General features: G+C 67.3%; 19 protein-coding genes. 9 read left to right on the top strand and 10 right to left on the bottom strand.

Annotation, left to right across the window (positions count from 1 at the left end):
- Positions 1-41: 41 nt before the first annotated feature.
- On the bottom strand, positions 42-1748 hold the full coding sequence (locus CUJ89_RS19760; protein WP_201752373.1) for a ShlB/FhaC/HecB family hemolysin secretion/activation protein: 1707 nt from the start codon (positions 1746-1748) through the stop codon (positions 42-44).
- Positions 1749-2442: 694 nt separating this feature from the next.
- Between CUJ89_RS19760 and CUJ89_RS38865 the strand changes: the two genes are divergently transcribed.
- The 6 genes from CUJ89_RS38865 (at position 2443) to CUJ89_RS19735 (ending at position 9218) form a co-directional block, all read left to right on the top strand.
- Complete coding sequence (locus CUJ89_RS38865; RefSeq protein WP_265341769.1) at positions 2443-2574, top strand: hypothetical protein; 132 nt, start codon at positions 2443-2445, stop codon at positions 2572-2574.
- A gap of 59 nt (positions 2575-2633) precedes the next feature.
- On the top strand, positions 2634-3521 hold the full coding sequence (locus CUJ89_RS19755; RefSeq protein WP_114179181.1) for a LysR family transcriptional regulator: 888 nt from the start codon (positions 2634-2636) through the stop codon (positions 3519-3521).
- A gap of 171 nt (positions 3522-3692) precedes the next feature.
- A complete protein-coding gene (locus CUJ89_RS19750) occupies positions 3693-5147 on the top strand; it encodes an N-acyl-D-amino-acid deacylase family protein (RefSeq protein ID WP_114179180.1) in 1455 nt (484 codons plus the stop codon).
- A complete protein-coding gene (locus tag CUJ89_RS19745; RefSeq protein ID WP_114179179.1) occupies positions 5144-6484 on the top strand; it encodes an MFS transporter in 1341 nt (446 codons plus the stop codon). Before CUJ89_RS19750 ends, CUJ89_RS19745 begins: the two co-directional genes overlap by 4 nt.
- A 28-nt stretch (positions 6485-6512) precedes the next feature.
- A complete protein-coding gene (locus CUJ89_RS19740; protein WP_114181456.1) occupies positions 6513-7856 on the top strand; it encodes an amidase family protein in 1344 nt (447 codons plus the stop codon).
- Positions 7857-7976: 120 nt separating this feature from the next.
- The gene (locus CUJ89_RS19735) at positions 7977-9218 is read left to right on the top strand and encodes an NAD(P)/FAD-dependent oxidoreductase (RefSeq protein ID WP_114179178.1); all 1242 of its coding nucleotides are present in this window, start codon (positions 7977-7979) and stop codon (positions 9216-9218) included.
- A 25-nt stretch (positions 9219-9243) separates the two neighbouring features.
- Here the strand turns inward: CUJ89_RS19735 and CUJ89_RS19730 are convergent, their stop codons facing one another.
- The 9 genes from CUJ89_RS19730 to CUJ89_RS19690 all read right to left on the bottom strand — a co-directional run bounded on the left by CUJ89_RS19730 (position 9244) and on the right by CUJ89_RS19690 (position 18409).
- A complete protein-coding gene (locus CUJ89_RS19730) occupies positions 9244-10005 on the bottom strand; it encodes a FadR/GntR family transcriptional regulator (RefSeq protein ID WP_114179177.1) in 762 nt (253 codons plus the stop codon).
- A 68-nt stretch (positions 10006-10073) separates the two neighbouring features.
- Positions 10074-10964: an amidohydrolase family protein gene (locus tag CUJ89_RS19725; protein WP_114179176.1), complete on the bottom strand. Its 891-nt coding sequence runs from the start codon at positions 10962-10964 to the stop codon at positions 10074-10076.
- 52 nt (positions 10965-11016) lie between these two features.
- The gene (locus tag CUJ89_RS19720; protein WP_114179175.1) at positions 11017-11958 is read right to left on the bottom strand and encodes an ABC transporter substrate-binding protein; all 942 of its coding nucleotides are present in this window, start codon (positions 11956-11958) and stop codon (positions 11017-11019) included.
- A gap of 71 nt (positions 11959-12029) precedes the next feature.
- Positions 12030-13067 carry an ABC transporter permease gene (locus tag CUJ89_RS19715; protein ID WP_114179174.1) on the bottom strand — a complete coding sequence of 346 codons (1038 nt, stop codon included), beginning with the start codon at positions 13065-13067 and terminating at the stop codon, positions 12030-12032.
- A gap of 19 nt (positions 13068-13086) precedes the next feature.
- Entirely contained in the window at positions 13087-14625 is a 1539-nt protein-coding gene (locus CUJ89_RS19710; protein ID WP_114181455.1) for a sugar ABC transporter ATP-binding protein, read from the bottom strand.
- A 21-nt stretch (positions 14626-14646) separates the two neighbouring features.
- Positions 14647-15423, bottom strand: coding sequence for an SDR family oxidoreductase (locus CUJ89_RS19705; protein ID WP_114179173.1), 777 nt, complete (start codon positions 15421-15423; stop codon positions 14647-14649).
- A gap of 34 nt (positions 15424-15457) precedes the next feature.
- Positions 15458-16735 (bottom strand): L-fuconate dehydratase, encoded by a 1278-nt coding sequence (locus tag CUJ89_RS19700; protein WP_114179172.1) that lies wholly within the window; start codon positions 16733-16735, stop codon positions 15458-15460.
- Between the two features lie 23 nt (positions 16736-16758).
- Positions 16759-17601, bottom strand: coding sequence for an ureidoglycolate lyase (locus CUJ89_RS19695; RefSeq protein WP_114179171.1), 843 nt, complete (start codon positions 17599-17601; stop codon positions 16759-16761).
- 43 nt (positions 17602-17644) lie between these two features.
- Positions 17645-18409, bottom strand: coding sequence for an SDR family oxidoreductase (locus CUJ89_RS19690; RefSeq protein WP_114179170.1), 765 nt, complete (start codon positions 18407-18409; stop codon positions 17645-17647).
- Positions 18410-19075: 666 nt separating this feature from the next.
- Between CUJ89_RS19690 and CUJ89_RS19685 the strand changes: the two genes are divergently transcribed.
- The 3 genes from CUJ89_RS19685 (at position 19076) to CUJ89_RS19675 (ending at position 21037) form a co-directional block, all read left to right on the top strand.
- On the top strand, positions 19076-19366 hold the full coding sequence (locus tag CUJ89_RS19685) for a DUF3331 domain-containing protein (protein WP_039366241.1): 291 nt from the start codon (positions 19076-19078) through the stop codon (positions 19364-19366).
- Positions 19367-19533: 167 nt separating this feature from the next.
- Positions 19534-20520: an oxidoreductase gene (locus CUJ89_RS19680; protein ID WP_114181454.1), complete on the top strand. Its 987-nt coding sequence runs from the start codon at positions 19534-19536 to the stop codon at positions 20518-20520.
- Between the two features lie 214 nt (positions 20521-20734).
- Complete coding sequence (locus CUJ89_RS19675) at positions 20735-21037, top strand: DUF4148 domain-containing protein (protein ID WP_114179169.1); 303 nt, start codon at positions 20735-20737, stop codon at positions 21035-21037.
- Positions 21038-21161 lie beyond the last annotated feature (124 nt).

Below are 21161 nucleotides of genomic sequence, written 5' to 3'. Positions count from 1 at the left end.
AATCGAGATCCGCGACCTCGTCCGGCCCACCCCAACTACGCTTAGAACAACGTACTGACCTGGAACAACAGCGTCGGCGAACTCGTGTTGAAACTTTGTGGCTTCGACAACGGAAAGCCGAGCGAGACGTCGTAGTTCAGCGCCGCACCGAGAACATTTTTCGGTGCGAGATTGCCGCGCACACCGACGACGGCACCCACGAGCGTCTCGCCAATCAGGTATTGCGCAGCCGGCCCGCGCACGCGCCCGGCATCGACGCCGGCATACAGCGCCTGCGTGCCGACAGGCGTCGGCACATACCAGTCGAGTTCGTTGGAAATGGCCCAGCCGCTTTCCGCGGCCAGCGTCAGTTGTTGATCGAATCCACGCACGGCATAACGCGTGCCGATCGTGAAATAGTCCGAAGGCGTCAGCGGCGTGCGTGCGTTCTGCATGTTCCAGCCGAACTGGTACGAGAACGCCTGGCCGCCGATTTTGAAGGGCACTTGTGCACTGAGGCTCGCCAGCTCGACCTGCGTCTTGCCGTCGAAGTCCGACGCACCCAACACCGTGCCGGCATTGCTCGACAAGCCCGGCAACGACGCGCGCCAGGCGAACGAACCGTCGAGCACGACGTTGCCGATGGTGTGCCGATGCGCGAGACCCATTTCGTAGCCGATGATGTCGCGATGCTGCACCGGAAGATCCATGCCATCGATCGCATTGCGGCTGATCTTGTGGAACAGGTTGCCGTGGATCTCCGTACGCGCGTGTGCATTTCGATGGATCACGCCGGACAGTCCGGCCTGTAGCTGGGACTGAACACCGCTGTATTCGATCGGCTCGCCAAACCCTGCGACGGTCTGCTTGTAGCGGGAGCGGCTCGCGTTCAGCGTCAGCATCGCGTAGCCGAGCGGCACGCTGTAGTTGGCGGACACCGACTGGTTGCCCTTGTCGGATGCGCCGAAGTTCGCGTTCGTCGTGCCGGCGATTTGCAGCTGGTCGTAGAGATGAAACGGCGAATCGAACGTGAACGAGCCGGACAATTCGTACTTGCCCGTCGAGTCGAGGCCGGCGTTGTCCGTACCGATGACGGCATGCCAGCGCTTGCCGGCGCCGGGATGCAGGACGAGTTCGGAGTCCCCCGGGTTGAGCCCGGGCGCGATGTCGAACGTGGTATCGGACTGGGATTGAAGACGGCGCAGGTTCTCCAGCCCTTGATCGATGTCGCGCTGGTTCAACAGCGCGCCGCCGGAAGTCGGCAGCGCCGCGCGCAGCCAGCCGATGGTGGACTTGTCCGCTCGCACGTCGCTGATGCGACCCGGGACGACACGCAACGTCAACGTTCCCGATTGCAACGATTGAGTCGGCACAAGAACGCGAGACGTCACGTAGCCGCGCTCGATCAGCGCGTTATTGGCCGCGTCCTGAATCTGCTTGAGTGCGGTCTTGCCGACGCATTGCCCCGCGATCGGCCGAAGAAAACGGGCGAGCCAGCCGAACGTATTGCCTTCCAGCGCGATTTCCTTGATCGGGAAACACGGGGTGTCGAGTGGCAAGCTCGCGAGGCCGGCATTCGACGATGCTTCCCCGGTCGGCGTCAGTACGTTCGGGCGCGGATTCAGCTCCTTGGCGGCTTCAAGTTGCTGCTGTTGCAAACGCTGGATTTGCGGGCCGGACGTAATTTCAGACGGCGGAACGCCTTGCGCTAACGCGGAAACACTCGCCAACGCCGAAATTAACGCTGCCGAAGTTTCTCGATTCTTCACTTGTTAGCGGCGTAATGATTGGTCTCCGCCGCATCGTAATTCAAAGAAAGATTTGTATGTGTTTTGTCATAATTACAAAGAGCCGCGTCCGCTGCTTATCCCGATTTAATCCCCTGCTTTGCCCTATGTTTTCGCGGTATCCATTTGTTCAATTTCCGTCGTCCAGCCTCTGGATTTGACGATTCGAAAACTTTTCGGAATGAATACATCTATTCCGTCCGTACTCTGCCCCAATGAAATACCAGTCTGTTCCGCACACGTCAACAATCGGACACGACAATTCAGATCCTAATCCTTCTGACAATTCTTTGCTAACAATCCCACGAGCAGATTTAGATTTAGGATAAGTTCGAATAGTCACAAACCGGCTTTTTACGCAAATCTCGATAAAGAACGGTCAACAATTAAATTTTATTTTATTGACATGTAAAAAATAGATTTATCCGATGTCTCGATGTGTCGAGCACGATCGGTCCGCATTTTGTCATGTCGCTCATTTACAACGGATATCCGGAGCAGCACATCCGGTACCGACTCGCCGATATCGCTCGCGGTCGGCTCAACGAACTGCACAGTCGATTGACGAATCACGGCATCACAATCTGATGTTCGACTGCCGATAATCGTTGCCACACGACCTGCTCACGCACCGGACGCGAATGCCTTCTCGCGTCCGGTCGCGCGAACAACCGCGATGCCTCCGCGCTACCCCACCGCCGACAAATCGAACGACGTCTCCCTCAACCGCTTCCCCGTCAACCTGAACACCGCATTCGCGATCGTCGGCGTCACCGCCGGGCTCGCCCCGCGATTTCGACGACAATGACCGCTTGATCGCGGCGCGTCGTTCCGTGCCGTCGCATCGGACACGGAGCGCCCAGCGTCATGAAAGTCGAAAACTCGGAACTCGAAGCGTTCGTCGCCGTCGCGGAGCTCGGCACGTTCCATCGCGCCGCGGAGAAGCTGCACTTGACTCAGCCGGGGCTGTCGCGCCGCATCCAGAAGCTTGAACAGGCGCTCGGCGTCGAATTGTTCCATCGCACCACGCGCAGCGTGACGCTGACGGGCGTCGGCCGCCAGTTCCTGCCGATGGCGCGCGAGCAGATCGCGCAGCTCGGGATGATGCTGTCGTCGATCCAGGAGATCGCCGAGAAGCGCTACGGCAAGGTGCGGCTCGCGTGCATCCCCACCGTCGTCGCGCGGGCGCTGCCCGACGTGCTGCGCCAGTACGCGGCCAGGTATCCGCATGTCGCCGTGCAGATCCTCGACGGCAATCACGATTTCGTGCTGTCGCAGGTGCGCGCGGGCATCGCCGAATTCGGCGTGAGCCTGCACCCGGGCGACGACGGCGATCTCGCGTTCGAGCCGCTCTTCACCGACCGCTACGTGCTCGCGGCCCACGAGGACGACCCGCTCGCGCGCGCCGACGCCGTCACGCTCGGCGAATTGCGGCACGCGAAGCTGATCATCGGCGGGCGCGACAGCGGCAACCGCCTGCTGCTCGAAATGCTGATGGGCCAGGAAGCCGTGCGGACCCGCTGGTTCTACGAGGTCGAGCACATCTCGTGCGTCGCGGCGCTCGTGGCGGCCGGCGTCGGCTGCGCGATCCTGCCAGAGAGCGCGCTGCGCGCGTACGGTTCACCCGCCGTGCGCGCGGTGCCGATCGCGAGCCCGACGATCGAGCGCACGGTCGGCATCGTGCGGCACCGCACCATCTCGATGTCCAGCTTCGCGAGCGACCTCCAGGCCCTGGTGAAGGCGTCGCTCGCCTGACGCCCGCGAACCGCCCGCGGGCGCGGCGCCACCCGCATTGATGCCGGTTTCGCATGAATCGTGAGCCGAACGGCATTGGACGCCCGAAAAATGGCCGGGGACGATGGTGGCCGATACGAACGACGGAAACGGGCGACGCTCCGGGTCCGGACGGATTCTGGAGGAGCCACCATGCATTTCGATGTGATCCTGCGGCGCGGCGAGCTGATCGACGGCACGGGCGCCGCGCGCTTCGACGCCGATCTCGGCGTGACCGGCACGCGCATCGCCGCGATCGGCGACCTGAGCGGCGCGACGGCCGCGCACACGCTCGACGCGAGCGGCCTGGTCGTCGCGCCGGGCTTCATCGACAGCCACACGCACGACGACGCGTTCGTGCTGACCGATCCCGACGTCGAACCCAAGGTCGCGCAAGGCGTCACCACGGTGATCGCGGGCAACTGCGGGATCAGCCTCGCACCGCTGCTCGCCGAACGCGACGTGCCGCAGCCGCTCGACCTGCTCGGCGCATGGCAGGCGTTCCGCTTCCCGTCCTTTCGCGCGTATCTCGACGCGCTCGATGCCACGCCCGCCGCCGTCAACACGGCGGCCCTCGTCGGCCATTCGACGCTGCGCGTACGACACATGGCCGATCTCGAACGCGCGGCCGACGCAGCGGAAATCGCGGAGATGGCGGCCGACGTGCGCGAAGCGATGGCGGCCGGCGCGTTCGGCGTATCGTCGGGCACCTTCTATCCGCCCGCCGCCGCCGCGACCACCGACGAGCTGATCGACGTGTGCGCGCCGCTGCGCGACACGGGCGGCGTGTTCGCGACGCACCTGCGCGACGAGACCGACGCGATCATCGCGTCGCTCGACGAGGCATTCTCGATCGGCCGCGCGCTCGACGTGCGCGTCGTGCTGTCGCATCACAAGGTGGCCGGCAAGGCCAACCACGGCCGCTCGATCGAGACGCTCGCGCACATCGACGCGCAGCGGGCGCGGCAAGCGCTGTGCGTCGACTGCCATCCGTATCCGGCCACGTCGACGATGCTGCGCGCGGACCGCATCCGCCAGTCGTCGCGTGTGATCCTCGCGTGGTCGAAGCCGCATCCCGAGCTCGCGGGCCGCGACTTCCACGACCTGCTGCCGCTGTTCGGCGATTCCGTCGACGCGGCGATCGACGCGCTGCGCCCGGCCGGCGCGATCTACTTCGTGATGGACGAAGCGGATGTCGAACGCATCATGGGCCACGAACTGACGATGGTCGGCTCAGACGGCCTGCCGAACGACACGCGCCCGCATCCGCGGCTGTGGGGCACCTTCCCGCGCGTGCTCGGCGAATTCTCGCGCGAGCGCGGCCTGTTCCCGCTGGAGACGGCCGTGCGCAAGATGACGGGCCTCACCGCCGAGCAGTTCGGGATCGCGGAGCGCGGCCGGCTCGCGGTCGGCAACTACGCCGATCTCGTCGTGTTCGATCCCGCACGCGTGATCGACCGCGCGACCTTCGCGAGCCCGACGCTGCGCCCCGACGGCATCGAGCACGTATTCGTCAACGGGCAGGCCGTACTCGCGAACGGGCGCCACACCGGCGCGCGTCCCGGGCGCGCGCTGCGCCGCCCCCTCTCCAGCCGGGAATCGTCATGACCCATTCGAACGGCGCGGCCTCGCCGCGCGGCATGCCGTCCGCCGCCGATGCGCGCGCGGGCGCCGCTACACCCGATGTCGATGCGCTGTATGCGCGGTTGAGCCGGCGCATCATTCCGCTGATCCTCGTGTGCTACTTCTTCGGCTATCTCGACCGCGTGAACGTCGGTTTCGCGAAGCTGCAGATGGTGACGGACCTCCACCTGTCGGAAGCGGCGTACGGCGTCGGCGCGGGACTGTTCTTCGTCGGCTACCTGCTGCTGCAGGTGCCGGCCGGCTGGCTCGTGCAGCGCGTCGGCGTGAAGCGCTGCCTCGCCGGGTCGATGCTGACCTGGGGCGTGGTGTCGATCGCCACGCTCGCCACCCGCGACACGGTCAGCTTCTACGCGCTGCGCTTCCTGCTCGGCGTGACCGAAGCCAGCTTCTTCCCGGCCGTGATCGCGTATTTCAGCGTGTGGTTTCCGTCGCATCGGCTGTCGAAGGTGATGGCGCTGCTGTTTCTCGCAATGCCGCTCGGCGTGATCGTCGGCGGCCCGCTGTCCGGCTGGATCATGGACGCGACGCACGGCGGGCTCGGGCTGCGCGGCTGGCAATGGATGTTCCTGCTCGAAGGGCTGCCGGCCGTCGCGCTCGGGCTGGTCCTGCTCGTGCGCGTGACCGAACGGATCGACGACGCGACATGGCTGACCGACGCCGAGAAGCGGACGGTCCACGCGGAAATGGCGCAGGAGGCGGCCGGCAAGCGCACGCAACTCGGCGCCGCGCTGCGCGAGCCGACGCTGTGGATCCTGTTCGCGACGTCGTTTCTCTATAACGTCGGCAACTACGGGCTCGTGTTCTGGATGCCGACGATGATCAAGTCACTCGGCGATCTCAGCAATCTCGCGGTCGGCCTCGTCAGCGCGATCCCGTATCTCGCCGCCTCGGTCGCGATGGTCGCGAACGCGCAGCATTCGGTGCGCACCGGCGAGCGGCGCTGGCATACGGCGCTGCCGGTCGCGATCGGCGGCGTCGCGCTGCTCGCGAGTCTCGGGATGCACACGCACCCCGTGCTCGCGGTCGCGTGCCTGACCGTCGGCGTGGCCGGCATCATGAGCACGCTCGCGATGTTCTGGAGTTTGCCGTCGCGGATCCTCGCCGGCGAGGCGGCCGCCGGCGGCGCGGGGCTCGTCAACATCGGCGCGGCCGTCGCCGGATTCGTCGGCCCGACGCTGATGGGCTATGCGAAGGGTTTGACGGGCAGCACGGAATTCGGTGTCGCGCTGCTCGCGTTCACGCTGTTCGCAGCGGCGGCGCTGATCTTGTCGATTCCGCGCCGGTTGATGGGGCGGTCATGAGGCGGCGTGCATGAGCACGGCGCCGTCGATGCGCAGCGCGCTCGCGCTGGCAGCCGAGGTTCGCGCGGGGCGTATCGGCGCTGAGTCGCTCGTGCAGGCCGCGCTCGCCGACATCGCCGCGCGCGACGGCGCGATCCACGCGTGCGCGCAGACGTTCGACGAACGGGCGCTGCGCGACGCGCGGCGAATCGACCGGTGCGTACGGGACGGGCTCGACCCGGGCCCGCTCGCCGGCGTGCCGTTTCTCGTGAAGTGGAACTTCGACGTGGCCGGCTACACGACGGTCGCGGGATCGCCCGCGCGCGCCGCGTTGCCGGCCGCCGCTGCCGATGCGGCGATGGTCGCCCGGCTGTGCGCGGCCGGCGCGGTGCCGGTCGGCGCGACCCACATGGACGAACTCGCGTGCGGCGCCACCGGTGTGAATCCGCACTACGGTTCCGTGCGCCTGCCTGCGGACCCGACGCGCATGACCGGTGGCTCGTCGAGCGGCTCGGCCGCCGCGGTCGCGGCCGGTTATGTGCCGCTCGCGCTCGGCAGCGACACCAACGGCTCGATCCGCGCGCCGGCCGCGCTGTGCGGCGTATGGGGCTTTCGGCCGAGCGACGGGCGGCTGTCGCGGGACGGTTGCCTGCCTTATGCCGATTCGCTCGATACCGTCGGCGGGTTCGCGAACGATATCGACGATCTTGCGGCGTTGTACGACGCGATGCTCAGCGATGCGGTGACGTTGCATGCGCAACGAATTGGCGCACCGGGCGCGCCGCTGCGCGTCGCCGTGCTGGCCGGCGATTTCGAACGGCATGCCGATGCGGACGCGCAACGCGCCGTGCGGCGCGCGGCGGCTTGCCTGCGCGCCAGCGATTCGATACCGGTCGGCCGTGACGAAGTCGCGCGGGTGCGCGACGCGGCGGTCGTGATCTCGAACGTGGAACTGGCTCGCGCCCATCGCGGGTTGCTCGACGCGCCGGCCCCGCTCGTCTCCGAGCGCCTGCGGTCGCGCATTGCGGCTGGCCTCGCGACGCCCGAGACCATCCATCTGGAAGCGATCGCCTGTCGAGCCGCCTGGCGCGCGCGCCTCGAAGCGCTGTTCGCACACCACGACGTGCTGATCGCGGCCGCGACGCCCTATGCCGCGCCGCGCTTCGCCGACGCGACCGTCGACGTCAACGGCGAAGCGCTCGAACCCGCGAAGACGCTCGGCCTGCTCACGCAGCCGATCTCGTTCGCGGGTTTGCCGGTCGTCAGTGCGCCGTGCTTCCTGCCGGGTGAGTTGCCGGTCGGCGTGCAGTTGATCGGCGCGCCGGGGAGCGAGGCCGTTTGCTTCGACGCCGCGCGGAAGTTCTCGGCCGCGTGGCGGAACATGCGTCGTTAGCGACGCGCACCCCTTGGTGCCCCGCGCCGCCGCGAGTATGCTTGCAGTTCGAACGCCCCCCAACCTGGGCGCGCACACCGCATCGCGGGCAAGCGCACCGCCAACCGTCTTTCATCACCCATGGATTTCGACGTCATCGTTCTCGGCGCAGGCATCGTCGGCGTCTCCGCCGCGCTGCACCTGCAGGACCGCGGCCGCAAGGTCGCCCTCGTCGATCGCGGCGCGCCCGGCGAAGGCACGAGCTTCGGCAACGCGGGGCTGATCGAGCGCTCGTCGGTCGAACCGTATCCGTTCCCGCGCAGCCCGTTCACGCTGATGCGCTATGCGCTGAACCGCTCGACCGATCTCTACTGGCACAGCGCGTCGCTGCCCGCGTTCGCGCCGTGGCTCGCGCGTTTCTGGTGGGAATCGGCGCCGCTGCGTCACGCGGCGGCGTCGCGCGACATGCTGCCGCTGATCGAGCGCTGCCTCGTCGAGCACGACGCGCTGATCGCGCGGGCCGGCGCCGGCGAACTCGTCCGCGCAAGCGGCTGGCTCGAAGCGTTCCGCACGCCGGCCGCCTTCGAACGCGGCGTGGCCGAGGCCGGGCTCACCGCGCGCCGCCACGGGCTCGGCATCACGCCGCTCGATGCCGCAGCGCTGCTCGCGCACGAACCGAGCCTCGCGCCGGGCTTCTGCGGCGCGCTGCACTGGCTCGATCCGAAAAGCGTCGTCGATCCGTCCGCGCTCGTCAAAGCGTACGCACAACTCTTCGTGCAGGGCGGCGGCACGCTGCTGACCGGCGACGCCGCGAGCCTCACCGCGCTGTCGCCCGGCTGGCAGGTCACAACGCAGGACGGCCCGGCCGCCGCGCCGGCCGTCGTCGTCGCGCTCGGCCCGTGGTCCGACACGGTGTTCGGCAAGTTCGGCTACAAGATTCCGCTGCGCGAGAAGCGCGGCTATCACATGCACTACGCGCCGTCCGCGCGCGGCGTGCCGTCGGCGCCGATCGTCGATCGCGAATACGGTTACGTGATCGCGCCGATGCGGCGCGGGCTGCGGCTCACCACCGGCGTCGAGATCGCGCGGCGCCGCGTACCGCCGACCGGCGTGCAGCTAGAACGCGCGGAACGCGTCGCGCGGCCCGTGTTCGGTTTCGGCGAGCGGCTCGACCCGCAGCCGTGGCTCGGTTTCCGGCCGTGCACGCCCGACATGCGCCCGGTGATCGGCCCCGCGCCCGCGCATCGCGGCCTGTGGTTCGCGTTCGGGCACAACCATCACGGGCTGACGCTCGGCCCCGTCACCGGCCGCCTGCTGGCCGAGATGATGACGGGCGAGGCGCCCTTCACCGATCCGGCGCCCTATCGCGCCGACCGCTTCTGAACGCGTAGGGAAGCAACGCGCGCGCTCAGTCGAGCGCGCGACCGAAGATGCGGATCACTTCGTCGAGATGCTCGGCCATCGCGCGACGCGCGGCGTCCGGGTCGCGCGCGCGAATCGCATCGAGGATCGCGCGGTGCTCCAGTTCCGACCGGTGCGGCATGTCGTTCGGCATGTACAGCGACTGCAGCCGCTGGAACATCAGGTCGTACTTGTGCGCGAGCAACTGCTTGATCATCAGCGCATACGCGGGGTTGTCGCTCGCTTCGGCAATGCGGATATGGAACAGCCGGTCGCCCGGGTGCGTGAGCGAGCCGCTGCGGTTGTCTTCCTCGTTGCGCAGGAATGCGGCGTGAATCCCGTCGATCTGCGCGTCCGAGCCGTGCTTCGCGGCCAGCGCGGCGGCTTCCGGCTCGATCAGCCGGCGCGCCTGCAACAGCGCGAACGGCGGGATTTCGGTGTCGAGGTCGAGTGCGATGCCGAGCTCGGGATCGATCTCGACAATCGTGAAAGGCGCGCCTTTCGCATCGGGTTCGGGCTCGGGTGCGGCGGCCGTTTCGGGATGGCGCACCTTCACGCCGTCACCGACGCGCACGCTGACGAGCCCGCTCACTTCGAGCGCGATCAGCGCTTCGCGCACCGACGTGCGCGACACGCCGAACTGTTCGGCCAGCTCACGCTCCGGCGGCAAATAGCTGCCCGGCGGAAAATCGCCGGACTCGATCATCGCACTGAGCTTGTCGGCGATCTGCTGGTAGAGGCGGCGGTTCTGAATCGGCTGGATGGACATACGTTGATGCTGGTAATCGGTTTCGTTCCGGACGGTCTGACGAATCGAGCAGGCCGTTCGCGCCTATTTTATATGCCGGGCCCCGTATCGCCCGGCACCGCGTAACAACGCGCGGCGGTGCCGCCCCACAGTGCGTTGCACTCGGCCGCCGACAGCCGCGCTTCGGCCCAGCGCTCGACCAGCAACGCCACTTCGTCATACGACGCGGCGAGCAGGCACACGGGCCAGTCCGACCCGAACATCAGCCGCTGCGGGCCGAACGCGTCGAGCGCCGCATCGAGGCACTGCTCGATATACCGGATGTCCTGCGCGCGCAGGCCGTGCCGCCAGTCGGCCTCGGTCACGAGCCCCGACAGCTTGCACGCGACATGCGGCAGCGCGCCCAGCTCGCGCAACGCGGCGCGCCAGCGTGCGAACGCCGTTTCGTCGCGATCGAACTCGGCCAGCGCGGGCTTGCCGAGATGGTCGAGCACGAGCCAGTGCGCATCGTGCCGGGCGCAGAATGCGTGCACGTCCGGCAACTGACGCTCGAATACGAGCACGTCGTACACGTAGCCGTGCGCCTGCAACCAGGCAATGCCGCGATTGAAACCGGGATCGGCAACGAACGCGCGGGCATCGGCTTCGTCCTGCACCTGATGACGAAAGCCGCGCAGCTTCGGGCTGCGCCATTCGGCGACGCGCTCCGCGAGTTGCGGCGCGCCGAGATCCTCCCAGCCGACCACCGCCGCGATGCGCGCGTCGTCGCGGGCGAGCTCGAGCAGGAACGCCGTCTCGTCGCGCCCGGCGCGCGCCTGCACCGCGATCGACGCGCCGAACGCCTGCGCATGCATCAGCGGCCACAGCGCGTCGGGCAAGTAGTCGTGCGCGAGCACGTCCATCCCGGGGCCGATCCACGGATAGTCGGCCGCGCGATAACGCCAGAAGTGCTGATGGGAATCGATACGCACTGCGCCCATGATGCCCTCGTGTTCGGTCGTTGCGGCGGCGCGCGCCGCCGCAACGCAACGTTCAGTCGTACAACACCGCCGCAATCTTCGGGTCGTCGATATTGGTCTTGTCGTACCAGTAGAAACCGGTATCGATGACCTTCGGCAGCTTCTCGCCCTTGATCGCCTTCACGGCCGCTTCGACCGTCTTGTAGCCGATCCCGATCGGGTTCTGCGTGATCGCGCCGGCCATCAGCCCGCTGCGGATCGCGTCCCTCTGCTGCTTGCCTGAATCGTAGCCGACGATCACGACCTTGCGCTTCATCTCGCGCACGCCGTTGACCACGCCGATCGCCGAGCCTTCGTTGGTACCGAACAGCCCCTTGAGCTTCGGATACGCCTGCAGGATCGACTTCGTCACCTCGGTCGACTTCAGCTGGTCGCCTTCGCCGTACTGCACGGTCACGACCTGCACCTTCGGGTGCGCCGACTTCATCCGGTCGAGAAAGCCATCGCGGCGGTCGATGCCCGTGCGGCTCGTCTGGTCGTGCGCGACCACCGCCACCTGGCCTTCGTCGCCGATCAGCGCGGCGAGCTTGTCGGCGGCGAGCGACGCGGCCGCCTTGTTGTTGGTCGCGGCCGTCGTCACCGGGATGTCGCTGTCGACGCCCGAGTCGAACGCGATCACCGGGATCTTCTCGGCCTGCGCCTTCTTCAGCAGCGGCAGCGCGGCCTTGCTGTCTAGCGCCGCGAAGCCGAGCGCGGCCGGCTTCTTCGCGATCGCGGCCGACAGCATGTCGATCTGCTTGTCGACCATCGCCTCGGTCTCGGGCCCTTCGAACGTCACCTTCACCTTGTAGTCCTTCGCGGCCTGCATCGCGCCCGATTTCACGGCCTGCCAGAACTGATGCTGGAAGCCCTTCGAGATCAGCGGGATGTAGGTTTCCTGCGCCTGTGCGCCGGCCGTGACGCCGACGGCGAACGTCAGCCCGACGATCGCGTTCAACACCTTGCTCCTGATCACTTCGCGTCTCCTTTTTTCGTATCGAATGGAACGCCGGCCGAAACCGGCGGTGAAGCGCACGCCTGCCCGCGTCAACGGCGCCGCCGGCGCAGGATGTCGACGTAGACGGCGAGGATGATGATCACGCCCGTCACGACGGTTTGCCATTCCTGCGCGACCGACATGATGCGCAGGCCGTTGGTCAGCACGCTCATGATGAACGCGCCGATGATGGTGCCGACGATGCTGCCCGCGCCGCCCGACAGCGACGTGCCGCCGATCACGACGGCCGCGATCGCATCGAGCTCGTAGCCCTGCCCGAGCGCGGGCTGCGCGGAATTCAGCCGCGACGCGATCAGCAGCCCGGCGATCCCGCACACCGCGCCGCTGAACGTGTAGACGGCGATCTTCCACGCGTCGACGTTCACGCCCGACAGCCGCAGCGCCTCCTCGTTGCTGCCGAGCGCGAACGTGTAGCGGCCGAAGATCGTCCGGTTCAGCACGATCGACGCGCCGATCGCGACGAGGAACAGGATCAGCACCGCGTTCGGAATCGGCAGCGCGGGAATCAGGTTGCCGATCAGCGAATCCTGCGCGATCGCGGTGAAGCCCGGCGTGTCGTTGAAGTAGATCGGCCGCGTGCCCGAGATCACGAGCGACAGCCCCTTGAGCAGCATCATCATGCCGAGCGTCGCGATGAACGGCGGCACCTTCATCTTCGCGATCACGAAGCCCGACACGCTGCCCGACAGCGCGCCGAAGAGCAGCGCGGCCAGGATCCCGAGCGGCAGCGGCATCCCCCATTTCGTGAGCACGACGCCGGCCATCACCGCGCAAAACGTCATCAGCGTGCCGACCGACAGGTCGATGCCCGACGTGATGATCACGTAGGTACACGCGACGGCCAGCACGCCGTTCACGGCGGTGGCCTGCAGGATCGTGACGAGGTTGTCGACTTCGAGGAAGTTCGGCGACGCGATGCTGAAGAACGCGATCAGCAGCACGAGGCTCGCGAACGCGAGCAGCTTCTGGCGCGCGGCCGGGTTGAAGAAGCGGGCGCGGAAGCCGGATGCGCCGGCCGGCGTGTCGCCGGAAGCGAGGGGCGGGACAGGATGCGTATCGTTGGACATGATCGGATCGGCTTGTGAATCAGGACAATACGGTCGACTCGCGCTGCGTCGCGAGCTGCATGATCTTTTCCTGCGTGGCGTCGGCCGCGCTGAGTTCGCCCGTGACGCGGCCTTCGCACATCACGAGAATGCGGTGGCTCATGCGCAGCACCTCGGGCAGTTCCGACGAGATCATCACGATCGCCTTGCCGTCGGCGGCGAGCGCGTCGAGCAGCTTGTAGACCTCGCTTTTCGCGCCGACGTCGATGCCGCGCGTCGGCTCGTCGAAGAACAGGATGTCGCAGTCGCGCAGCAGCCACTTCGCGATCACGATCTTCTGCTGGTTGCCGCCCGACAGCAGCCGCGCGGGCTGCGCGACCGACGGCGTGCGGATCGCGAGCTGCCGCACGTATGCCTGCGCGGTGTCGCGCATCGCGCGCGCGTCGAGAAACACGCCGCGGCGCACGAAGCGGCGCATGCTCGACAGCGCGATGTTGTTCTGCACGTCCATCCCGACCGCGAGCCCGAAATGCTTGCGATCCTCGGACAGGTAGCCGATCCCGTGCGCGACCGCGTCGGCCGGCGTGCGGATCGTCACGGTCTTGCCGTGCACGCGAATCTCGCCCGCGTCGACCTGGTCCGCGCCGAACACCGCGCGCGCGACCTCGGTGCGGCCCGCGCCCATCAGCCCCGCGAAGCCGAGGATCTCGCCGCGCCGCAGCGTGAAGCCGACGTCGCGGATCGCGCGGCCGCGCGACAGCCCCCGCACTTCGAGCGCGACGTCGTTCGCGGATGTATCGGGCGGCGTGCGCGATTCCGCTTCGAGCTGGCGGCCGACCATCATCGCGATGATCGCGTCCATCGAGGTGTCCGCCATCGGCACGGTCGCGACGTACTTGCCGTCGCGCATCACGGTCACGCGATCGGCGATCTGGCGCAGCTCGTCCATCTTGTGCGAGATGTAGACGATGCCGACGCCGTGCGCGCGCAGGTCGCCGATGATGCGAAACAACTCGGCGATCTCCGCGTTGTTGAGCGCGGCGGTCGGCTCGTCCATGATCAGCACGCGCGAGTCGAACGACAGCGCCTTCGCGATCTCGACCATCTGCTGCTTCGCGACCGTCAGCCGGCCGACCAGCGTGCGCGGATCGAGATCGAGCCGCATCCGCGCAAAGATCGCGGCCGCGTCGCGGTTGAGCCGGTCTTCGTCGACGAACACGCCGAAGCGGCCGCGCGGCTCGCGGCCGATGAAGATGTTCTGCGCGACGCTCAGGTGGTTCATCAGGTTCAGTTCCTGATGGATGATGCCGATCCCGAGCGCCTGCGCGGCGCGCGGATCGGCGATCTCCACCGCGCGGCCGTCCATCCGGATCTCGCCGTCGTCGCGCTGGTAGACGCCCGCGAGGATCTTCATCAGCGTCGACTTGCCGGCGCCGTTCTCGCCCATCAACGCATGCACTTCGCCGGCACGCAGGTCGAAACGGCAGTCGTCGAGCGCCAGCACGCCCGGAAAGCGCTTGCTGATGCCGCTCAAGGCAATCAGCGGCGGCGCGGCGCTCAGGTTCGGGTCGGTTGGCATGGGGTCGGGGTTCCGCTGCATTCAGCCGATCGCACGATCGAGATGCGTATAGCCGCCGTCGACGAACAGCCACTGGCCCGTCGTGTGCGATGCGCGTGCCGACAGCAGGAACACGGCCGTGTCGGCAATTTCCTCGGCCGTCGTGAAGCGCTTGCCGAGCGGCACCTTGCCCGCGATGCCGGCGAGCTTCGCATCGGGGTCGTCGAAGCCGGCGAGCCAGTTCCGGTAGAGCGGCGTCATCACCTCGGCCGGGATCACCGCGTTCACGCGCACGCCGTCGTCGCGCAACGCGACCGCCCATTCGCGCGTCAACGCGAGCTGCGCGCCCTTCGACGCGCAATAGCCGCTCGTATTGCCCTGCCCGGTCACGGCCGTCTTCGACGAGATGTTGACGATCGCGCCGCGCGTCGCTTTCAGGTGCGGCACGCAATAGTGGGCCATCACGTAGTAGTGGATCAGGTTGCGCTCGAGCGAGGCGACGAACGCGTCGCGCCCGGCATCGAGCCCGATGCTGTCGTTGATGCCCGCGTTGTTGACGAGGCCGTCGATCCGGCCGAATTGCGCGACGGTCTGCGCGACCGCGTCGCGGCACTGCGCGTCGTCCTGCAGCTCGACGGACACGCACGCGGCGCGCTGCTGCTGCTGCGCGAGTTCGCGCCAGAACGCGTCGTCGGGCGCGTGGCGCGCGAACACCACCGGAATCGCGCCTTCGCCGGCGAGCCGCATCGAGATCGCGGCGCCGATGCCCGACGCGCCGCCGGTCACGATCACGACCTTGTCTTGCAGGTTCAAATCCACTTCGCGTCTCCGTCGTTCATGTTGTCGCCGTGCGTCAGCCGCGGAACCGATATTGCTCCAGCGATTCGGGCTTCATCTCGATCGAGAAGCCGGGCGCCGTCGGCGGCATGTACGCCGCGCCGCGCACCACGCACGGTTCGACGAAATGCTCGTGCAGGTGATCGACGTATTCGGTCACGCGCCCTTCCTTCGTGCCGGAAATGCATATGTAGTCGATCATCGACAGGTGCTGCACGTATTCGCACAGCCCGACGCCGCCCGCGTGCGGGCACACGGGCAGCCCGTACTTCGCGGCCATCAGCATCACCGCGAGAATCTCGTTCACGCCGCCGAGCCGGCACGCGTCGATCTGCACGACGTCGATCGCGCCGCGCGCGATGAACTGCTTGAACAACACGCGGTTCTGGCACATCTCGCCGGTCGCGACCTGCACGGGTGCGATCGCCTCGCGGATCTTGCGATGCCCTTCGACGTCGTCGGGGCTCGTCGGCTCCTCGATGAACCACGGCCGCGCAAAAGCCAGCTCGCGGACCCAGTCGATCGCCTCGTCGACTTCCCACACCTGGTTCGCGTCGATCATCAGCTTGCGCTCGGGGCCGATCACCTCGCGCGCGATCGTCACGCGGCGGATATCGTCCTCGAGGTTCGCGCCGACCTTCAGCTTCACGTAGTCGAAGCCGGCCTTGACCGCCTCGCCGCACAGCCGGCGCAGCTTGTCGTCGCTGTAGCCGAGCCAGCCCGCCGACGTCGTGTAGCACGGGTAGCCGTCGCGCTCCAGCGTCGCGATCCGCGCGACCTTGCCGGGCGCCTGCCGGCGCAGCAGGTCGAGCGCTTCCTCCGGCGTCAGGCAATCGGTCAGGTAGCGGAAGTCGATTGCGCGCACCAGTTCCTCGGGGCTCAGGTCGGCAACGAGCCGCCACAGCGGCTTGCCCACGGCTTTCGCCCACAGATCCCACACCGCGTTGACGACGGCGCCGGTCGCGAGGTGGATCGCGCCCTTGTCGGGGCCGATCCAGCGCAACTGGCTGTCCGACGTGACGTGCCGCCAGAAGCGGCCCATGTCCTCGCGGATCCAGTCGAGGTCGAGGCCGACGACGAGGTGACGCATCGCGTCGATCGCCGCGCAGCAGATTTCGTTGCCGCGCCCGATGGTGAACGTGAGCCCGTGACCTTCGAGCCCGTCGCGGTCGGTTTCGAGCACGACGTAGGCGGCCGAATAATCGGGGTCCGGATTCATCGCATCGGAGCCGTCGAGCTGGCGAGAAGTCGGGAAGCGCACGTCGAGGACGCGCATCGATCGAATGATAGGCATGACGAACCGTCCGGGAAAGGGAATCAGGCCTGCACGGTGCGCTGACGCTGCTCGCCGAGCCCGTCGATGCCGAGCGTGATTACCTGCCCGGCGCGCAGATAGACGGGTGGCTTCTGCCCGAGACCGACGCCCGGCGGCGTGCCGGTCGAGATCACGTCGCCCGGCTGCAGGCTCATGAAACGGCTCAGGTAGCTGATCAGGTGCGGCACGCGGAACACCATCGTCGCGGTCGTGCCGTTCTGGTAGCGATGGCCGTCGACGTCGAGCCACAGCCGCAGCGCATGCGGATCGGGCACTTCGTCGGCCGTCACGAGCCACGGGCCGAGCGGGCCGAACGTGTCGTTGCCCTTGCCCTTGTCCCACGTGCCGCCGCGTTCGAGCTGGTATTCGCGCTCCGACACGTCGTTCACGACGCAGTAGCCCGCGACGTGCGACAGCGCGTCGGCTTCCGCGATATAGCGGCCGCCCTGGCCGATCACCACGCCGAGTTCGACTTCCCAGTCGGTCTTCTCCGAGCCGCGCGGAATCTCGACGTCGTCGTTCGGCCCCGAGATCGCGCTCGTCCACTTGCCGAACACGACCGGCTCCTTCGGCACTTCCATTCCCGATTCGGCCGCGTGATCGGAATAGTTGAGCCCGATGCAGATGAACTTGCCGACGCGGCCGACGCACGCGCCGAGCCGCGGCGTGCCTTCGACGAGCGGCAGCGACGACGGCGGAATATCGCGCAGCCGCGCGAGCGCGGCGGGCGTCAGCGCGTCGCCGGCGATGTCGTCGATCACGCCGGACAGGTCGCGAATGTGGCCCTGCGCATCGAGCAGGCCCGGTTTTTCATGGTGTTTGTCGCCGAATCTCAGCAGTTTCATGGGGTCGTCCGAACGGAAACGGAAAGTGAATGGGAACGCACGGTCAGTTCGACCAGCCGCCGTCGATCAGGTGGATCGCACCGGTCGTAAACGACGCTTCGTCGGAGGCCAGGTACAGCGCGAGCGCGGCCACTTCGTCCGCGCTGCCGATGCGCCCCATCGGCTGGCGCGCGACGAATGCCTGACGCACGGTATCGGTCGATACCTGGCGCGTGCGCGCCTGCTCGGCGATCCGGTCTTCCAGCGACGGCGATTCGATCGTGCCCGGGCAGATCGCGTTGCAGCGGATGCGCTGCTCGACGAAATCGGCGGCCACCGCCTTGGTCAGGCCGATCACGGCCGCCTTGGTCGTGCCGTACACGAAGCGGTTCGGCACGCCCTTCACGCTCGACGCGGCCGATGCCATGTTGATGATCGACGCGCCGCCGGCTTCGAGCATCGCCGGCAGCAGCGCGCGGATCAGCCGGTACATCGACGTGACGTTCAGGTTCAGCGAGAACATCCACGCGTCATCGTCGCAGTCGAGAATCGAGCCGTGATGCACATAGCCCGCGCAGTTGAACAGCACGTCGAACGCGCGTTCGTTCGCGGCGAGCGCCGCGACCTCGTGTGCGTCGGTGACGTCGAGCCGCCGCGTGGTGAGCCGGCCGCCCGCGCGTTCTGCGTCGGCCGCGAGCCGCGCGAGCGCGGCTTCGTTGATGTCGGTCGCCAGCACGTCCGCGCCCTCGCTTGCGAACCGCAGCGCGGTCGCGCGGCCAATGCCCTGCCCGGCCGCCGTGACCAGCGCACGCTTGCCCTGCAATCTCATGAGCACCTCTTCCGTAAAAGCCGGCCGCCAGCCGGTCGATTGGCACAAAGGACTAAAGGTCCAACCAATCATAGGAAGTGATCGCGCGTTTGTCACGAAATCGCGATTCAGTATTTACCCGGGCAGGTGAATCCGGCAGGCGGATAGAAATCCGGCAGTCCACCAGCCCCGGCGGCACCCCCGCGCATTCGCGCAAACCCAGTGCCGGCGGGCCTTTCGGCGATTTTTCCGCGCGCGCTCGGCGCGACGGCCGCGCCAAACTGACAAAAAAGTCATGTTCGCGTCAGGGTCTCAACGGGATGCGCGCGCCATCATGGCGTTGCCGGACCGCGCTTCCGGTACATCGCCTCCCCGCCCGCGTTCGATCCCTGCGGGCACCTCCGTCCCCCGGCGATGTACCCCGTGACTGGGCGAGCAGACACGGCCGCGCGGGCCGATTTCCGCCCCGGACTTCGCGTCCGGGGCGCTTTTGTCTGTGGTTTCCAAGAAAATAAGCGTGGATTGTTTCTAAATCGGCAAAAGGTAATTTGAGCCAGACAGGATGTTTTTTCCGGTCACAGACGCTTACATTTAGCGCACCACTCATGGAAACCGCTACGGATTCGCCATCGGGTAGTGACATCCACTGCCACGGACGAAACCGCACGAGCTTTAGGAAACGGCAAAATGAAGGCCTCCAAATCCCTGCCTGCGCTCGATCCCGCCGACGTCCACGTCGAAATTCTCGAACGTTCCGATACGCTGCTCGTCGTCCGCTGGGTTGAACCCGGCCGCTGTCACTACGGCGAACAGCGCTGGCGCCGCCGCTTCGCGCAGCGCACCGGCACCTGCGCGCTGTCGCGCCAGGTCATCCATCGCGGCGACGAAGTCTTTCGCCCGGCCGAACGCCCGGCGCCCGCGAACGCGGCCGCAATGATCTCCGCCGCCGAAGTGCTGGCGCTGGCCGGGGGCAGGTAACGCCTGCCGACCGCGCGCCGGGGCGCGCGGCGCCACGCAACGCGCCAGCCCTAGAATCGCCGGTCTAATTCCCCCGCTTGTCTGCCACGCCCGCACGCACTATCGTTACGCCACTCAATGTAACGATTACGTGCCGCGGCCGATCGGCCGCGCCGATGGAGGCAGACATGCATGCATGGAGCGCGCGCCACGTCCCGGCGCAGGGCGGCAAGGTCGCGGTCGTGACCGGCGCCAACAGCGGCCTCGGCTGGCAGCTCGCGGAAACGCTGGCCGCGAAAGGCGCGACGGTCGTGATGGGCTGCCGCGACGCCGCGCGCGCCACGCAGGCGGCCGATGCGATCCGCCGGCTTCATCCCGATGCACGCGTCGAAGTCGATGCGCTCGACCTCGCCGATCTCGCGTCGATCGAACGCTTCGCGGCCGATGTAGCTGAACGCCATGGCCGCGTCGACATCCTCTGCAACAACGCCGGCGTGATGTTCCTGCCGTTGCGGCACACGCACGACGGCTTCGAGATGCAGTTCGGCACCAACCACCTCGGCCATTTCGCGCTGACCGGCCATCTGCTGCCCGCATTGCGCGCCGCCCGTCGGGCGCGCGTCGTGACGATGTCGAGCGGCCTGAACCGCGGCGGCCGGATTCGCGTCGACGACCTGCGCGCCGAGCATCGCTACAACCGTTATCTGGCCTATTGCGACAGCAAGCTCGCGAACCTCGTGTTCGCGATCGAGCTGCAGCGCCGCTTCGAGCGTGCGGCGTTCGCCGGGATCAGCGTGGCCGCGCATCCTGGCTATGCGGCGACCAACCTGCAGTTCGCCGGCCCCGCGATGGACAGTTCGCCCGCCCGCGCTGCGCTGATGCGCGCCGCGAACCGTTATCTCGCGCAGCCGGCCGACCAGGGCGCGCTGCCCGCGATTCATGCGGCGACGTCGCCCGATATCGCGGGCGGCGCGTATATCGGGCCGTCCGGCTGGTTCGAATCGCGCGGGCTGCCGGCGCCCGCGCGCGTTCCGCGTGCAGCACGCGACGTGGCCTCGGCGGCGCTACTGTGGGAAGCGTCGGAAGCCGCGACGGGCGTGCGATTCCTCAGTTCGGGCGCGCCGGCCGGGCGCTCGCCGGGCCGGCCGTTCGACACGGCGGCCGAGGCGCGCTGAACCGCGCGCCGCCATCCGACATATTCTTCATACTTATTACATCAACCTAAAAGAAAGCCGGTTGAAAGACTGATTCGGCTCACCACTGTTACCGCACAGGAAACAATCTATCGTCAAAACCAGCGTTTACCCTGAACCTTCCGATGACTAAGATTTGATCAATCGCTTAAGACATGGTGTCGAGAGCGAACTCAATAAAACACCGGAGGTCATCATGAAATCGCTCGTTTCCGCAGTCGTTGCCGCTGTCGCCCTGTCCGCTTCGTTTGGCGCATTCGCCCAAAGCACCGTGACCCGCGCACAAGTGAAGAACGAACTGGTCCAGCTCGAACAAGCCGGCTACAAGCCGGGCGTGTCGAGCCCGTACTACCCGAACGACATCCAGAGCGCCGAAGCGCGTGTACATGGTGCCGACACCAGCGGCTACGGCGCGCAACCGGCTCCGGCCGTCCACTCGGGCGCCCCGGTTGCCGCAGCGTCGTCGAACGCACGCGACTCGGTCTTCTTCGGCCAGTAAGCCGATGCGCCCTCGGCGGGCGCCGCGCGTCGCGCGATGAAGCAAAGTCCGGACGAGCCCCTGTGCGGGGCTCGTCTTTTTTTATGAAACGCATACCTCCGCCGCCCGGCAGCGGGTGGCTTCG

The organism is Burkholderia pyrrocinia (assembly GCF_003330765.1).
GTDB lineage: Bacteria > Pseudomonadota > Gammaproteobacteria > Burkholderiales > Burkholderiaceae > Burkholderia > Burkholderia pyrrocinia_B.
The sequence above is the reverse complement of the archived record's forward strand: the minus strand, read 5'-3'. Positions and strand labels throughout refer to the sequence as shown.

What these genes read in the sequence shown, in the direction of transcription:
- CUJ89_RS38865 (WP_265341769.1), top strand. Translation starts at nt 2,443, where the DNA reads ATGCCTCCGCGCTACCCCACCGCCGACAAATCGAACGACGTCTCCCTC.
- CUJ89_RS19755 (WP_114179181.1), top strand. Translation starts at nt 2,634, where the DNA reads ATGAAAGTCGAAAACTCGGAACTCGAAGCGTTCGTCGCCGTCGCGGAG.
- CUJ89_RS19750 (WP_114179180.1), top strand. Translation starts at nt 3,693, where the DNA reads ATGCATTTCGATGTGATCCTGCGGCGCGGCGAGCTGATCGACGGCACG.
- CUJ89_RS19745 (WP_114179179.1), top strand. Translation starts at nt 5,144, where the DNA reads ATGACCCATTCGAACGGCGCGGCCTCGCCGCGCGGCATGCCGTCCGCC.
- CUJ89_RS19740 (WP_114181456.1), top strand. Translation starts at nt 6,513, where the DNA reads ATGCGCAGCGCGCTCGCGCTGGCAGCCGAGGTTCGCGCGGGGCGTATC.
- CUJ89_RS19735 (WP_114179178.1), top strand. Translation starts at nt 7,977, where the DNA reads ATGGATTTCGACGTCATCGTTCTCGGCGCAGGCATCGTCGGCGTCTCC.
- CUJ89_RS19730 (WP_114179177.1), bottom strand. Translation starts at nt 10,005, where the DNA reads ATGTCCATCCAGCCGATTCAGAACCGCCGCCTCTACCAGCAGATCGCC.
- CUJ89_RS19725 (WP_114179176.1), bottom strand. Translation starts at nt 10,964, where the DNA reads ATGGGCGCAGTGCGTATCGATTCCCATCAGCACTTCTGGCGTTATCGC.
- CUJ89_RS19715 (WP_114179174.1), bottom strand. Translation starts at nt 13,067, where the DNA reads ATGTCCAACGATACGCATCCTGTCCCGCCCCTCGCTTCCGGCGACACG.
- CUJ89_RS19710 (WP_114181455.1), bottom strand. Translation starts at nt 14,625, where the DNA reads ATGCCAACCGACCCGAACCTGAGCGCCGCGCCGCCGCTGATTGCCTTG.
- CUJ89_RS19700 (WP_114179172.1), bottom strand. Translation starts at nt 16,735, where the DNA reads ATGCCTATCATTCGATCGATGCGCGTCCTCGACGTGCGCTTCCCGACT.
- CUJ89_RS19695 (WP_114179171.1), bottom strand. Translation starts at nt 17,601, where the DNA reads ATGAAACTGCTGAGATTCGGCGACAAACACCATGAAAAACCGGGCCTG.
- CUJ89_RS19690 (WP_114179170.1), bottom strand. Translation starts at nt 18,409, where the DNA reads ATGAGATTGCAGGGCAAGCGTGCGCTGGTCACGGCGGCCGGGCAGGGC.
- CUJ89_RS19685 (WP_039366241.1), top strand. Translation starts at nt 19,076, where the DNA reads ATGAAGGCCTCCAAATCCCTGCCTGCGCTCGATCCCGCCGACGTCCAC.
- CUJ89_RS19680 (WP_114181454.1), top strand. Translation starts at nt 19,534, where the DNA reads ATGCATGCATGGAGCGCGCGCCACGTCCCGGCGCAGGGCGGCAAGGTC.
- CUJ89_RS19675 (WP_114179169.1), top strand. Translation starts at nt 20,735, where the DNA reads ATGAAATCGCTCGTTTCCGCAGTCGTTGCCGCTGTCGCCCTGTCCGCT.